General features: G+C 59.5%; 10 protein-coding genes and 1 tRNA gene. 6 read left to right on the top strand and 5 right to left on the bottom strand.

Features of this window, described 5'->3' with window-relative positions; translation table 11 throughout:
* Window positions 1-82: 82 nt before the first annotated feature.
* On the bottom strand, window positions 83-1,558 hold the full coding sequence (proS, locus tag F6X24_RS05530; RefSeq protein ID WP_151087064.1) for a proline--tRNA ligase: 1,476 nt from the start codon (window positions 1,556-1,558) through the stop codon (window positions 83-85).
* A gap of 260 nt (window positions 1,559-1,818) precedes the next feature.
* On the opposite strand from proS, the gene F6X24_RS19305 reads away from it, so the two are divergent.
* Together F6X24_RS19305 and F6X24_RS05520 are read left to right on the top strand one after the other, a co-directional pair.
* Window positions 1,819-3,093, top strand: a complete 1,275-nt coding sequence (locus tag F6X24_RS19305) for a hypothetical protein (protein ID WP_151087063.1) — start codon at window positions 1,819-1,821, stop codon at window positions 3,091-3,093.
* Window positions 3,094-3,191: 98 nt separating this feature from the next.
* A complete protein-coding gene (locus F6X24_RS05520; RefSeq protein WP_151087062.1) occupies window positions 3,192-4,811 on the top strand; it encodes an OmpP1/FadL family transporter in 1,620 nt (539 codons plus the stop codon).
* Window positions 4,812-4,876: 65 nt separating this feature from the next.
* Here the strand turns inward: F6X24_RS05520 and F6X24_RS05515 are convergent, their stop codons facing one another.
* The gene (locus tag F6X24_RS05515) at window positions 4,877-5,866 is read right to left on the bottom strand and encodes a hypothetical protein (protein WP_151087061.1); all 990 of its coding nucleotides are present in this window, start codon (window positions 5,864-5,866) and stop codon (window positions 4,877-4,879) included.
* A 269-nt stretch (window positions 5,867-6,135) separates the two neighbouring features.
* Between F6X24_RS05515 and F6X24_RS05510 the strand changes: the two genes are divergently transcribed.
* Complete coding sequence (locus tag F6X24_RS05510; protein ID WP_151087060.1) at window positions 6,136-6,555, top strand: hypothetical protein; 420 nt, start codon at window positions 6,136-6,138, stop codon at window positions 6,553-6,555.
* A gap of 103 nt (window positions 6,556-6,658) precedes the next feature.
* On the opposite strand, the gene F6X24_RS05505 is transcribed toward F6X24_RS05510, so the two are convergent.
* Window positions 6,659-7,762, bottom strand: a complete 1,104-nt coding sequence (locus F6X24_RS05505) for an alkene reductase (RefSeq protein WP_151087059.1) — start codon at window positions 7,760-7,762, stop codon at window positions 6,659-6,661.
* 83 nt (window positions 7,763-7,845) lie between these two features.
* Window positions 7,846-8,706, bottom strand: a complete 861-nt coding sequence (gene prmC, locus F6X24_RS05500; RefSeq protein WP_151087058.1) for a peptide chain release factor N(5)-glutamine methyltransferase — start codon at window positions 8,704-8,706, stop codon at window positions 7,846-7,848.
* 219 nt (window positions 8,707-8,925) lie between these two features.
* Here prmC and ribD point away from each other — a divergent pair, with 219 nt between their 5' ends.
* A complete protein-coding gene (gene ribD, locus F6X24_RS05495) occupies window positions 8,926-9,987 on the top strand; it encodes a bifunctional diaminohydroxyphosphoribosylaminopyrimidine deaminase/5-amino-6-(5-phosphoribosylamino)uracil reductase RibD (RefSeq protein WP_151087057.1) in 1,062 nt (353 codons plus the stop codon).
* Window positions 9,988-10,101: 114 nt separating this feature from the next.
* Here ribD and F6X24_RS05490 read toward each other — a convergent pair whose 3' ends face one another.
* Window positions 10,102-10,971 carry a TerB family tellurite resistance protein gene (locus tag F6X24_RS05490; protein ID WP_191906474.1) on the bottom strand — a complete coding sequence of 290 codons (870 nt, stop codon included), beginning with the start codon at window positions 10,969-10,971 and terminating at the stop codon, window positions 10,102-10,104.
* A 262-nt stretch (window positions 10,972-11,233) separates the two neighbouring features.
* Between F6X24_RS05490 and F6X24_RS05485 the strand changes: the two genes are divergently transcribed.
* Window positions 11,234-11,308: transfer RNA gene (locus tag F6X24_RS05485), tRNA-Val, on the top strand.
* A 490-nt stretch (window positions 11,309-11,798) separates the two neighbouring features.
* Window positions 11,799-13,226 carry an antiviral reverse transcriptase Drt2 gene (drt2, locus tag F6X24_RS05480; protein WP_151087055.1) on the top strand — a complete coding sequence of 476 codons (1,428 nt, stop codon included), beginning with the start codon at window positions 11,799-11,801 and terminating at the stop codon, window positions 13,224-13,226.
* The last annotated feature ends 337 nt before the right edge of the window (window positions 13,227-13,563 follow it).

Below are 13,563 nucleotides of genomic sequence, written 5' to 3'. Positions count from 1 at the left end.
AATTCTTCTTCCGAAACCGCTTCTATAAATTAAAACGACAGGAACTCTTCTACGCTGTGTGTCTTCATAGTTTCACATGACCCTAATACGCCCGGGCAAACCAGGCCCGGCGCGGGCTGGGCCGGCCCGTCACGATGCAGACGCCTTCCTCGTCGGGCTCGTTGAGGGGCAGGCAACGCACGGTGGCCTTGGTTTCCTCCTTAATGCGCTCCTCAGTTTCGGACGTGCCGTCGTAGTGCGCTACTACAAAGCCACCCTCGCCATCGAGCACGGCCTTAAACTCGTCGTAGGTTTCGACGCGGGTGGTGTGCCGAACCCGGTACTGCTGCGCCTTAGAATATATATTAAGCTGAATATCATTCAGCAGGCGGTCCACACTGTCCACTACGTCGGCCAAAGGCAGCTGGAGCTTTTCTTTCGTGTCGCGGCGGGCGGCTTCTACGGTGCCGGCGTCGAGGTCGCGCGCGCCGATGGCCAGGCGCACGGGTACGCCCTTCATCTCCCACTCGGCAAACTTGAAGCCGGGGCGCTCGGTGTCGCGGCTGTCTACTTTCACCGAGATACCGCGCTGGGCCAGCCCCTGCTGAATGGGCTGGATGCGCTCGAGCAGCGCATCCAACTCGCCGGTCTTATAAATTGGAATAATGACCACCTGAATCGGGGCCAGTTTGGGTGGCAGCACCAGGCCCTCGTCGTCGGAGTGGGCCATCACGAGCGCGCCCATCAGGCGGGTGCTTACCCCCCAGCTGGTGCCCCACACGTGCTCACGCACGCCCTCCTTGTTGGCAAACTGCACGTCGAAGGCTTTGGCGAAGTTCTGGCCCAGAAAGTGGCTGGTGCCGGCCTGCAGCGCCTTGCCATCCTGCATCAGCGCCTCGATGCAATAGGTGTCTTCGGCGCCGGCAAAGCGCTCGTTGGGCGTTTTTACGCCCTTCACCACGGGCAGGGCCATATGCTCCTCGGCAAACTCGGCGTACACATCGAGCATCTGGCGGGTTTCGGCCACGGCCTCGGTGGCGGTGGCGTGGGCGGTGTGGCCCTCCTGCCACAAAAACTCGGCGGTGCGCAGAAACAGGCGCGTGCGCATCTCCCAGCGCACCACGTTGGCCCACTGGTTGATGAGCAGCGGCAGGTCGCGGTAGCTCTGAATCCAGTTTTTATACGTGCTCCAGATAATGGCCTCCGAAGTGGGGCGCACAATCAGCTCTTCTTCGAGCTTGGCGTTGGGGTCGACGCGCAGCTTGCCGGGGCGGTCGGGGTCGGTCTGGAGGCGGTAGTGCGTTACCACGGCGCACTCCTTGGCGAAGCCTTCCGCATTTTTTTCTTCGGCCTCGAATAAGCTCTTGGGTACGAACAGCGGGAAGTAGGCGTTATCGTGCCCGGTGCGCTTAAACATGTCGTCGAGCTGGCGCTGCATCTTCTCCCAAATGGCGTAGCCATAGGGCTTAATGACCATGCAGCCGCGCACGGCGGAATTTTCGGCCAGGCCGGCGCGCTTCACCAGCTCGTTGTACCAGGCCGAATAATCTTCCTGGCGGGTAGGCAACTTTTTACTCATATGACAGTCTAAAAACCAGTTTTCGGCTCCGGCTACGAGCCAGACGATTCTGGTATAGGTTTTGTGACAGTAACTTTAATTAAACGGCACCGTTTTGGGGCGAAATTACGTTATAGTAGTGCGCGCCGACGCGAATGTTGTAGCTTTAAGCAGTTGTTTTCAGGCCAGGCCATCCGGCTGGTCTTCACTTAGCTTCCATTCGCGAGGACTTTATTTTACTAACTCATTCAGCAGCTCGCTGATTTCTCATTTTTTCAGTCATGAAAAACCTGCTCACCGCTACTTTGCCGGCTTTGGCGCTGCTCGCTTTGGGCGGGTGCGCCACGTCCGGGGCGCTGACGAACTCCACCGAGAACGACGGCGTCTATTATTCTTCTAAAGACCGAACGACGCCCATCAGCTCGTCGAATTCGGTTTATAGTGGCAATGGCACTACGCCGGCTACCGCTACCCAGGCACCCGCTAGTGTAGCCACCACGGAGGACGCCAACCCGGACTACCAGGGCGGCACCCAGCAAAGCGCCAATACCAATGGTACTGACTACTACAGCAACAACTACTCGTCGTACAACGCCAGTGGTTTTGGCCAGCCCTATACCGGGCCGGGCGTAAGCTCCTACAACTACACGCCGAGCTGGTCGGTGTCGCCCTCCTTCTATGGCTCTCCCTTCGGCTACGGCATGGGGCTGAGTATCGGGTACGGCTACTCGCCGTTTGGCTACGGGTATTCGCCCTTCGGCTTTGGGGGTTATCCCTACGGCGGGTTCTACGACCCGTTCTACTCGCCTTTTTACTCGCCGTTTGGCTACGGGATAGGCATCGGCCTTGGGTTTGGTTACGGCTACCCCTTTGGCTATGGCTATCCGTATGGCTACGGCCGGTACGGCTACAGCGACTTCGGCTACGGCTATAGCCGGGCAGCAGTTTACCCAGGTGCCGTGGGTGTCAACTCTGGCTTGGTAGGGCACCGCAGCATGCGGGGCGGCTCGGTCCTGAACGGGGTGGCCCCTACCTCTACAACGGTTAACGGCGCTACCGGCGGGGGCGGCTGGCGCAATGCCGGCGTTTACTCCACGGGCGGCGCGGTAGGGCCGGGCACTACGGTTAATGGCGCCACTGGCCAGCCAGCCGGCATGACTATGCCCACGCGCCGCGATGGCGGCGGAGGCGGCAACGTAGTAGGCCAGCCTACTTACTCGACGCCGGGCGCCACGGCCAGCCGGCCGAATGCAGTTGCTCCGCAGGGGCAGAGCACGGCGCGGCGCGGCTTTTTCAGCGGCTTCTTTGGTAACAACAATGCCGGGACTGCCGGCAGCGTTCGGCCGGCTGCAACTCCCAGCGCTAGCCAGCCGGCCATGCAGGGCCGCGGCTTTGGTGGCCAGCCGCAATACAATACCGGTAGCCAGCCGAGTCGCAGCTACAGCCAGCCCAGCTACAGCCCCAGCCGCAGCTTCGGTGGCGGCGGGTATGGCGGCGGTGGTGGTCGCAGTTTTGGGGGCGGCGGTGGAGGAGGCGGTCGCCGGGGTGGCCGCTAGGGTCACCCACTCACTTAGTCATAATTTTATATAGTTACAGCTTGATTTACCCGAGCCGGTCCCTCGGACCGGCTCTTTTTTGCCCCAATTTTTTCTGTATGAAGCACGTATTTAGGAGCCTGGCTACGGTGCTGGGCAGTTTTCTGGGTCTTGCCTATTCGGCGCAGGCACAAGGCAGCTACGTAGACGACGCGCTTTTATACTCGCGCCAGGGTCCCGCCGGTACTGCCCGGGTGCTGGGGCTGGGAGGGGCCAACGTCTCGCTGGGCAGTGACTTCAGTAACCTGAGCAGCAACCCGGCTGGCCTCGGCTTTTTCACGAAGTCGGAGGTGAGCTTTACGCCCGGCGTGGGCTTTGGCAGCGCTAGCTCGGCTCCCATTGCCAATGCCGCCAACACGGGCAACCTGGCCGCCCTCAACCAGACGGCCAATAGCTTCCACGTAGCCAGCCTGGGCGTAGTGTTTGCCAACCGGCGGCCTGACACTGACAATAGCAGTGACTGGCGCGGTGGCTCATTTGCCCTGGGCTTTACCCGGCTGGCCGATTTTAACCAGGCGTTGAGCTATAAGAATCAGACCGACGAGCAGCACTCGTTTATGCAGTATCTGCGCGAGCCGGGTGGCTATAGCGACTACACGTCGGCGGGCTATCAGAATGCAGTACAGGATATTGCTAACCAGTTTAACAGCGGCAGCTATACGGATATAGACGGCCTGGCGGCCGCCGGCTCCCTGACGAGCACCAACACCATCAAAAACCCAGCCGACCCTACCCATCCCTTTTACCAGGTTGTAACGCCCGTGCGCACTGGCCCCGTAACTCAGCGCGAGCAGGTACTCAGCAAAGGCTCCCTTTCGCAGTTCGACCTCGGCTACGGGGCCAACTACCGCGACAAGCTTTACATTGGCGGGGGCATCGGCATTGTGTCAATGAACCGTACGCGCACCAGCACCTTCAGTGAGAGCACTAACGGGGGAGAAGACTTCAACTTCGTAGAAACACTGAAAACTACCGGCACGGGCATTAATGCGCGCCTGGGTCTTATTTACCGGGTGGTAGATGCCGTGCGCCTCGGAGCCTCGGTACAAACGCCCACGTATATCCACCTCACTGATACGTACGGTACTACGCTTACCTCACAGTACTCGCCGCCAAATCAGCCGAATGTATTTTCTACTTCCATCCCAGGCTACGACTACAGCATTACCACGCCCTTCCGGGCCAACGGCGGGGTTACCGTACTGCTATCGAAATACGGCTTCCTGACCGGCGATGTGGAGTACCTCAACTACAGCGCCTCGCACTTTAATACCACCGATGGCTCGACCGACCCTTACCTGGATAATAGCAACGCAGTCATTGCCAGTGGCTACCGCAGCGTAGTAAACCTGCGCGTAGGGGCCGAAGGCCGCCTCGATATCTTCCGGGTGCGGGCCGGGTACGCCCGCTATGCCAGCCCCTATGCGGGAACGGCCTCGTACAACCGCGACCAGAACTACTTTACCGGCGGCCTGGGCATTCGCAGTAAAAGCTTCTTTGTGGATGTGGCCGGGGTTTACCTGGCCTACAAAGACCGCTACTCACCCTATACGCTGGTTAGCAATGAGGTAGTGCAGCCTACCCCGGCCCCCGCGACACCGGTTGTCCGCGCGGCCCCGGTTATTGCCAGCGACTACAGTCGCTTCACGGTAAGCGTGACGGGCGGCCTTACTTTCTAATCTTGCCGCCGACCACTAAAAAAGCCCCGACCTAAGCAGGCCGAGGCTTTTTTAGTGGTCGGCGGCTACTGCCCCAGCGCGTGCTTGGCTACCCGCACGCGCAGCTGCAGGCCGGCCGTGGTGCCGCTGGGCAGGCTGTATACGTGCAGCAGGCCGTAATAAGGCTTTGCATCAGCCGTGCGAAAGGCATACACCTGGTTGAGTGCCAGGCCCGATACCAAGGACAGCGTGCCGCCGGCAAACTGCTGCCGGATGGCAATGGTATCCTGGGTGTTGTCGAAGCCGGTCTTGTCCATGGCAGTGAGGCGAAAGCGGGTAGCCCGCCGGGCTACGGACCACTTACTCATGCTTAGCTTGAGGGAGGTCTCGTCGGGCGAGGCGAGGCGCTGGCCGTCGGCCAGCAGAATGACATCAATCTGACTCTGCACGGCGGGGTTGGGTACGCTGCCCACTACCGAGTAGGCTGGGTACGCAATGCCCGATTTCAGCTCGATAAAGCGGCGGGCTCCCGGACTATAAGAGGTGGCGGGCAGGTTGAACTGGTAGTCGTGGTAAACAGCCGTAGAGTCGCTCCGGCGCACCGACAGCGTAAAGGTGCGCGACGAGGTATTGCCATCTTTATCGGTAGCCGTAAACAGCCAGCGCTCGGTGCCTGAGGTGGTACGCGCCCCGAAAACGGTAGTATATAAGAAATCGGTTGGCGCGCCGGCCGGGGAAGTCAGCGTAGAGTCGAGGTAGGTAATCAGCGAATCTTTGGGCAGGGCGCTGTAGTTGAAACCCAGCACCGTGGAAGGGTAGGCAAAAGGCACCCGGCTTGGCGAATACGCCACCGTCACCCGAAAGCTTTTCAGGGTATTGCCAGTGGCGGCTGTGGCGTAGAGGCGCGTGGCCAAGGTATCGCCCGGCCCTACCACAGAGCGATTGCCCGATGTAAAGCGATTGGCGCTGATAAAATAGAGCTTGAGCGGACCGCTGGATTTGGCGCAGCTCGCCAGCGCACCACCACTCCCCAGCACCAGCAACAGCCGCCTAAGCAGGCTACGAAAAACTACCATAACAACAAAGGTCGGCAAGCGGGCGCAGTCGCGCCAGTCGCCGGTAGCTGCCCCAACGCTCGGAGGCCGCCGCTTATTCCCTGACTGCTGCCAGGCCGGTCAGTTTTTCGGCCCGACCTGCCCCGTTAAGTAGTGGCGCGGCCAGCCGCAGCAACCCGGCCGCCGCCGGCGAAAGCCTGGTCGTAATGTGCTGCCTGCAACTGGTTTTATTTAAGCTAACCGGCAAGTTCAGCAAGCTATCACCTGGCTTCGGCTACCTTTGGCCCGCAATGGCGCCCGTGTTTTCCCCCACTGTTATTTTTGAGAATGCTGCCGGCCGGATACTCACCGACCCCGGCAAATTTCTGCGCCTGCACTGGAAGCCCAATGCCCGCACTCTGGCCGACACCCAGGCCCTGATGCAGCACCTGACCCAGGCCCTGCAGCAATACGGCTGGGGCAAGGTGCTCGGCAATCAGGTTGAGATACTTCCCTACTCGCCCGAGGAGCAGGCCTGGATTACCACTACCTGGCTGCCGCACGCCGTGCAGCACGCTGGCTACCGCGTGGGGGCCATTCTGGTATCTGTCAATCTGTATGCCCGCCTGGCCACGGCCTACATCACGACCAATGTACAGGGCCTTTCCATCCGCTTCCGCTCCTTCGACAAAGAGGCCGAGGCCGAAGTCTGGCTCCGGCACCAGGAATAGCACGCCAGCCCAGACATATTACTTTAACTATATAAAAACCCCACCTTCACCCAGGCAGCCAGGCTGTCTGAGCGAAGGTGGGGTTAACAGGCTAGAGCCGGCCTTACGAAGCCTTTGTCAGGGCCGGGTAGTCGGTATAGCCCTTGGCACCGGGCACGTAGAAGGTATCCTTGTCGGCCGGGGCGAGGGGCGCGTGCTGCGCAAAGCGCTCCACCAGGTCGGGGTTCGAGATGTAGAGCGTGCCGAAGGCTACGAGGTCGGCGTCGCCATCGGCCAGCACCTTGTTGCCTTTATCCTGGGTCATGCCCGCGTTGATTATTAGCGTTCCGCTATATAAGGGGCGGTAGCGCTTGGCAATGTGCTGCTCGGCGTACGGAATAGCGCTCACATCGGTAAAGGGCTCGGTGAGGTGCAGATACGCCAGGCCATAGTCGTTGAGGCGCTTCACGATATAGTCAAACGTCGGGATGGTTTCGGCGTCGAGCGTCATGCCAAAGAGGCCGTTGAGCGAGGGGTTGAGGCGGACGCCCACCTGGCCCAGGTCAATACCGGCCGCCTTCAGCGCATCGAGCACTTCGAAGAAAAAGCGGGCGCGGTTTTCTATCGAGCCGCCGTACTCGTCGGTGCGGTGGTTGGCAGTGCCGTTGAAAAACTGGTGAAACAGGTAGCCGTTGGCCGAGTGAATCTCCATCCCGTCGAAGCCCGCCGCCAGCGCGTTTTTAGCGGCCTGCACGAAGTCGGCCACGGTTTGCTTGATTTGGTCCACCGTCATGGCCCGGGGCGCCACCGTGTCCTTAAAGCCGGTGGGCGTATACACCTGGCTGTGAGGGTTGAGGGCCGAGGCCGAGAGCGGCAGGCGGCCGTCGAGCAGGTCGGGGTGCGAGATGCGCCCCACGTGCCAGAGCTGCACGAATATCTTGCCGCCGTGCGCGTGCACGGCGCTGGTTACCTTTTGCCAGCCTGCTACTTGCTCGGGCGTATAGATGCCGGGCACGTTGATGTAGCCCACCGCGTCGCGGCTCACGTAGGTGCCTTCCGATACGATGAGGCCCGCCGAGGCGCGCTGGGTGTAATACTCCACCATCAGGTCGTTGGGTACGTTGCCGGAGTTGTCGGCGCGGCTGCGCGTCATGGGCGCCATCACGACGCGGTTTTTCAAGCTCAGCTTATCGGAGTGGAATGCCGTCAGGAGCGGTTGCTCAGTCATTGTCGAGGAGAGATAAAAGGTAGAAGAGCTGCCCGTAGGCAAGCGACTACAAACCCTGTAGCTACACGATTTGTTTGCCGCCCCTAGCGCCGCACGGCCCGCACAAAGCGCGGCCGGCCCAGAAAGTCGGCCAGCACGGCCACCTGCTCAAAGGTCGCCGCCGAAAAAAGCGCGGCGGTTTCCGGCCCCAGGCGCTCGTTGATTTCCAGCCAGATACTACTGCCCGGCCGCACCAGTACTGCGGCCAGCCCGGCCAGCCGACGGTAAAAAACCAGCGGGTCGCGGTCGGGCACAAACAAGGCCGTGGCCGGCTCCCAGGCCAGCACATTTTCGCGCATCAGCGCCCGCTCGCTCTCGCATACGTAGGGGGGGTTGCTCACCAGCACATCGAGGCTGCCGGGGGCCAGTGCAGCCGGGCTAGCGTGCAGAATATCAAGCTGCTCGAACTCTACACCGGGGGCGTAGCGGGCGGCATTCTGCCCGGCCACCGCCAGGGCATCGGCCGAAATATCCACGGCCAGCACCTGGGCTCCGGGCAGCGCACGGGCCAGCGCAATGGCCAGGCAGCCGCTGCCGGTGCCCACATCGAGCAGGCGCAAGCCCGGCCGCCCGGCGTGGGCACGGGCTATCAGCTGCACCAGCTCCTCGGTTTCGGGGCGCGGAATAAGCGTGGCGGGCGTCACGGCCAGCTCCAGGCCCGCGAAGTGCGCCGTACCCAGCACATATTGCACCGGCTCGTGGGCCAGCAGCCGCGCCTGCAGCGCCGGCAGCTGCGCCAGCACCGCGGCCGGCACGGGTGCGGCAGCCTGCATGCGGCGCTGCAAGGGCGAATAGCCCAGCAGGTGCTCAGCCACCAGCGCCGCCAGCGCCTGGGCCTCCGGCTCGGGATAAATGGCCCGTAAGGCGGCGGCAAGGCTAGTGGTAAGCTGCTGGGTCGTTGTCATGGCAGCTGCAAAGATGGCGGCCCGGTAGCGAGAGACTGCCAAGCCGCCGGCACTGCCCGGTAGTTGTTGCTCATCGCCAGCTGCTTACTGTGCGCTGGCTACTTTACTTTGTTAGTCAACTTCTTATCTACCCCGAGCAACGAATAACAACCGCCGAATAGCGAACAACGGGCGGCCGGCGAATAGCTTTACGCCAGCAACCCGCTCTGCCCCTGCCTTATGCCTGTGCCCGATGACTCGCTTTTTATGCGCCGCGCCCTCGACCTGGCGGCGCTTGGCCTCGGCTACACGCGCCCCAACCCGATGGTGGGCTGCGTAGTAGTAGGCCCGGATACTACTATTCTGGGCGAAGGCTTTCACCAGCAGTACGGCGGCCCCCATGCCGAGGTAAATGCGCTGGCCAGCGTGGCCGACCAGGCGCTGCTGCGCCAAAGCCGGGTATTTGTGACCCTGGAGCCCTGCGCGCACCACGGCAAAACGCCCCCCTGTGCCGACCTGCTCATCGCCAAAGGCGTGCCCGAGGTTATTGTCTGCAACGACGACCCCAACCCCCTGGTGGCCGGTCGGGGCCTCGACAAGCTCCGCGCCGCCGGCGTGCGCGTGAGCACCGGCCTGCTGGCCGAGGCTGGCCGCCAGCTCAATCGGCGCTTCTTTACATTCCAGGAGAAAAAGCGCCCTTACCTGGTACTGAAATGGGCCGAGTCGGCCGATGGCTTTTTGGCGGGACCCCACTTCCAGCAAGTGCAGCTAAGCGGCCCCCAGGCCCAGCTGCTGACGCATAAATGGCGCACCGACGAGGCCGCTATTCTGGTGGGCACCCGTACCGCCCTGCACGACAACCCCCACCTAAGCGCCCGTGAGTGGCCCGGCCCCCAGCCCACGCGCATTGTACTTGATAAAAACCTGGCGCTGCCCCCCACCCACCATGTGCTCGACGGCTCTCAGCCCACCCTCATCTACACGCATCGTACCCGCTCCGGCACGCCTAACCTCGACTACGTAACGCTGCCCTTTGCCGCTGCTGGCGAGGCGCCCTCGCCCGACCTGCTGCCCGCCGTGCTGGCCGACCTGCACGCCCGCGCTATTCAGTCGGTGCTGGTCGAAGGCGGCCCGACCGTGCTTACGGCCCTGCTCAACAGTAACGTGTGGGACGAAATCCGCATCTTCCGCAGCCCGAAACGACTCGAGCGCGGGGTAGCGGCCCCGCGTATGGGCCTGCGCGGCTGGCACAGCCGCGAGAAAGTAGGTCCCGATGACTTGTTTATCTACGTAAATAACTAAAGAATAATCATTTGCACTGGGCTGCCTCAAATTACCAGCCACAATCAAGAAGCCGCGCAAAATATATAATTAATTCTATATTTTGCGCAGCTTCTTGATTGTCGTCAGGCCAGCTTAGCGGCCAAACAGGCCGCCGAGCAGCCCACCGAGGCCACTACCCATGATGCCGCCGCCACCCGCGCTGGCGGGCTGCGAGTTGGGCTGCCCGCCCAGGCCGCCCAGCACCGACATAATGGAGCCGAGGCCGCCGCCCATCGAACCCTGCTGCGGGTATTGGCTGGCCTGGCTGTTGCCGCCGCCAAACAGGCCGCCCAGCATCCCGCCGCCGAGCAGGCCGCCCAACATGCCGCCCAGCGAGCCTTGGCCCCCCAGGTTGCCCATTGCGCCGCCCAGCAGGCCGCCCAGGGTGCCGCTCGGCTGGCCCTGGCTGGTGCCCCCGCCGCCAATTACCCGCGAAATGACCATAGGGGCCACCACGCCGAGCAGGCCAGCCATCAGCGCATTTTTGGGAATGCCTACGCTGCTCAGCTTGTCGCCGAGGCCGCTTAGGAAGCCCTGCTTGCTGGGGTCCTGGGGGTCGTGCGGCACGCTGGCGGCCTGGTCTACTACGTTTTCGAGGGCCTGCTTCTGGTCGGGGTTTACGCCCAGATAAGCCGCCATTTTGCCCACCATCTCTTCTTCACCGGGCGAGTAGGTGCCATCGACGCGGGCAAAGCTGATGAGGTCGGTTACGAGAGAGTAGCGCAGGTCGCTGCTCTTAAGCTGGTCGAGGCTCTGCTGCACCGTCTGGTTATTGGGGTCTTGTGCGGCCTGAAGCACCTGCTGAGCCGAGCCGGCCGATAAGCCGGCCTGCTGGGTCAGATGCTGCAAAAACTCTATCTGGGTAGAAGTGGCCTGGCGGTCGGCCGTAGCCAGCGAAGCAATAGCCGAGAGGTAAGCCGTTTTTTCAGGCTCCGAATAGTTTTGCAGCAGCTGCGTTTCCATGAAAGAAAAGAATTGAGTGGTAAAAGATGAAAGAAAGCTTCTCCCTGTCGGCAGAAGCCCGGCCCTGCTAACGGCTACGCGCCCGTAGCGTTGCCGAACCTGGGCTGCTGAACCATACCAGCGCATTTTTTATTTTTTTTATGGCTGATTGCTAATTTTTTACCCCATCCAGCTAGCCTGACTGCCCACTTTTTTTAGCGCCGGGTTTGGTCAATCCAAAAAAGTCCCCCATCTTTGTACTCCCAAACGGGCACAACCACTCGGGAGATTAGCTCAGCTGGTTCAGAGCATCTGCCTTACAAGCAGAGGGTCACTGGTTCGAACCCAGTATCTCCCACAATTGAGAAACAGCCACTTAGTAGCGATACTGAGTGGCTGTTTTGCTTTTGGTTTACACGGTGGTTTACACAGGTCATCATAGTGCCCTACGGCTTCTGATTAATTTCAAGGCTGATTGTGCCTGTGTTAGACTTAGTCTCGTTCCACACTCACCCGAGCATCATTTTTCTGAGTTCTATACTACATTTGCCATACCCTGCCGATTGGGGCAGGTGGCACTAAGTTTTGGCCCCATGTTTAGTTCCGCAACACCGGCGGTATGCGCATACCGCCTGCGTCGCGAACCTAACCACGGTGAGCATGAGATGAAGGACTGTGCCTAGTTCGGCGATTTGCTGAAGGACTGGTTGCATGTCTTGAATACGTTATCAGAAGGCATGGGCGAGAGTCATCTTTCCCAAGACAATAGAATGTGTGCTGGGGCAATGCGAGTGGCCTATCTCCGCCTCAGCCTATGATTTAATGCTTGTATTTCCCACTGTGCAATTATGGCAGATGATGCACTCTTTGTACGGTGGGAAAAGCAACTCCTTCACCGGCAGCGAAATCAAGCATTATACTCTCCCAAAGTAGAGCCATCCTCTTCGGGTAAGCAATACCTGCACTTTGACTTTGCTATTTCCAAAGATGAACTAGACGAATGGAAACCCTTCCTGCTCGACCCAGAGCATGTGAGGAAACGAGCGTTCTACCCATTTTTGAAGATGGTGAAGTTGCGTAAACGGTATAAAAAAGGCGATGATGGGGTGCGTCGTCCAGCGCCGCCGAAACCACGCGAGATTTGCTATGCATCTCACCACGATGCACTTTTCTATTCTTGGTATGGGTTTCAGTTAGAAGACTTACTAGAAACTCGATTGCAGGAAGCAGGACTGGATGAATGTGTATTAGCCTATCGCGGGAGCAAGGGCCGTAATAATCTGCACTTTGCCAAAGAGGTATTCGACTATGTTGCAGCGCAGCCTTGCTGTGTTGCCCTTGCGTTCGATGTGACTAAGTTTTTTGATACACTCAACCATCGTATTCTGAAAGATGCTTGGCTGGATTTGCTGATAAAGCCAGAGCTTCCTCGTGACCATTACACCATTTTCAAGGCCATGACGCGCTTTCGGTTCATCCAAGTGGACCAACTAAAGGCAGTGCTGGGGGAAGAGTTCAAACGTTGTAAGAAGAGAAAGCGTCTAGTGTACCCAAAGCAGTTTCGTAAGCAGTTGCTGCCTCTGCAAGAAACCAACGACGCTAAAAAAGGCATCCCTCAAGGCGCACCGCTAAGTGCAGTGCTCTCCAATCTCTACATGATGCAGGCCGATATGGTGCTGCAAAAGTTCGCCAAGGCCAATCACGGTATTTATAGACGCTACTGCGATGACCTGCTGTTGGTTTTGCCTATCGGCACTGAGCACACAGCCGAGGCGCTGGTGCGGGCAGAATTGACCAAACTAGACTTAGAACTAAACGAAGGAAAAACAGAACGGCGCTTTTTCACCACGACCTTCGCAGGTGAACTAGAGTGCCGAGATGAAAAATGTGACTTCCTTCCATTACAGTACCTAGGGCTAGAGTACTGTGGAAAAGACATTCGGATACGAGCCTCAAGTTTAGCTCGTTATCACCAGCGTATGCGACGTGGAGTTCGAAAGGCTGTCAGGAAAGCAAAAGGACCCGGCGGAAAAAATGGAGGCAAGGTCTATAAGCGTAAGCTCTATGAGCGTTTCACACACCTAGGCGAATCCAACTTCATTACTTATGCACAAGGAGCCTACAAAGTGACGAAGTCCGAAGCATTGAAGCGGCAATGTAGTGGGAGTGTTGAGCGGGTACATCAGGTAATCCAAGAAGAAGAAGCAAGGCACCGTACCCGCCGAAGTAGCGGCGTTCTTGGAGGTGCTGGTCACCGACGTGTAGGATTTAATTAAACTACAAATTACTTGGAAAGTATTGATTAATAGACAATCTGTTAATCTGGCGCTTGCAAAGTATCTACCCGCTCCATAATGCGCCGGTAGACCTCGCCCGATAAATACTGCTCAGCCGCCCAGCGCAGTTCGGCATCGCCGAACACGCGGGAGAATACCTCCTCGTTGCCTTCTAGGCGCTCTACGAAGAAGCTCTCAAATATCTTGCGGAACGCGAACGCGAAGTTCTACTGGCTGTTGACCTGAGCTACGTCCTGGAGTTGGGCATTGAGGCACGAGAGGCAGGCGAGCCACCAAGAAAACAGGCGCATCGGGGTTAAATGTAGAGCCGGTTGGG

It is taken from the genome of Hymenobacter baengnokdamensis, from assembly GCF_008728635.1.
Lineage (GTDB): Bacteria > Bacteroidota > Bacteroidia > Cytophagales > Hymenobacteraceae > Hymenobacter > Hymenobacter baengnokdamensis.
Note: the sequence above shows the minus strand (reverse complement) of the source record. Positions and strands in the feature narration are given on the sequence as shown.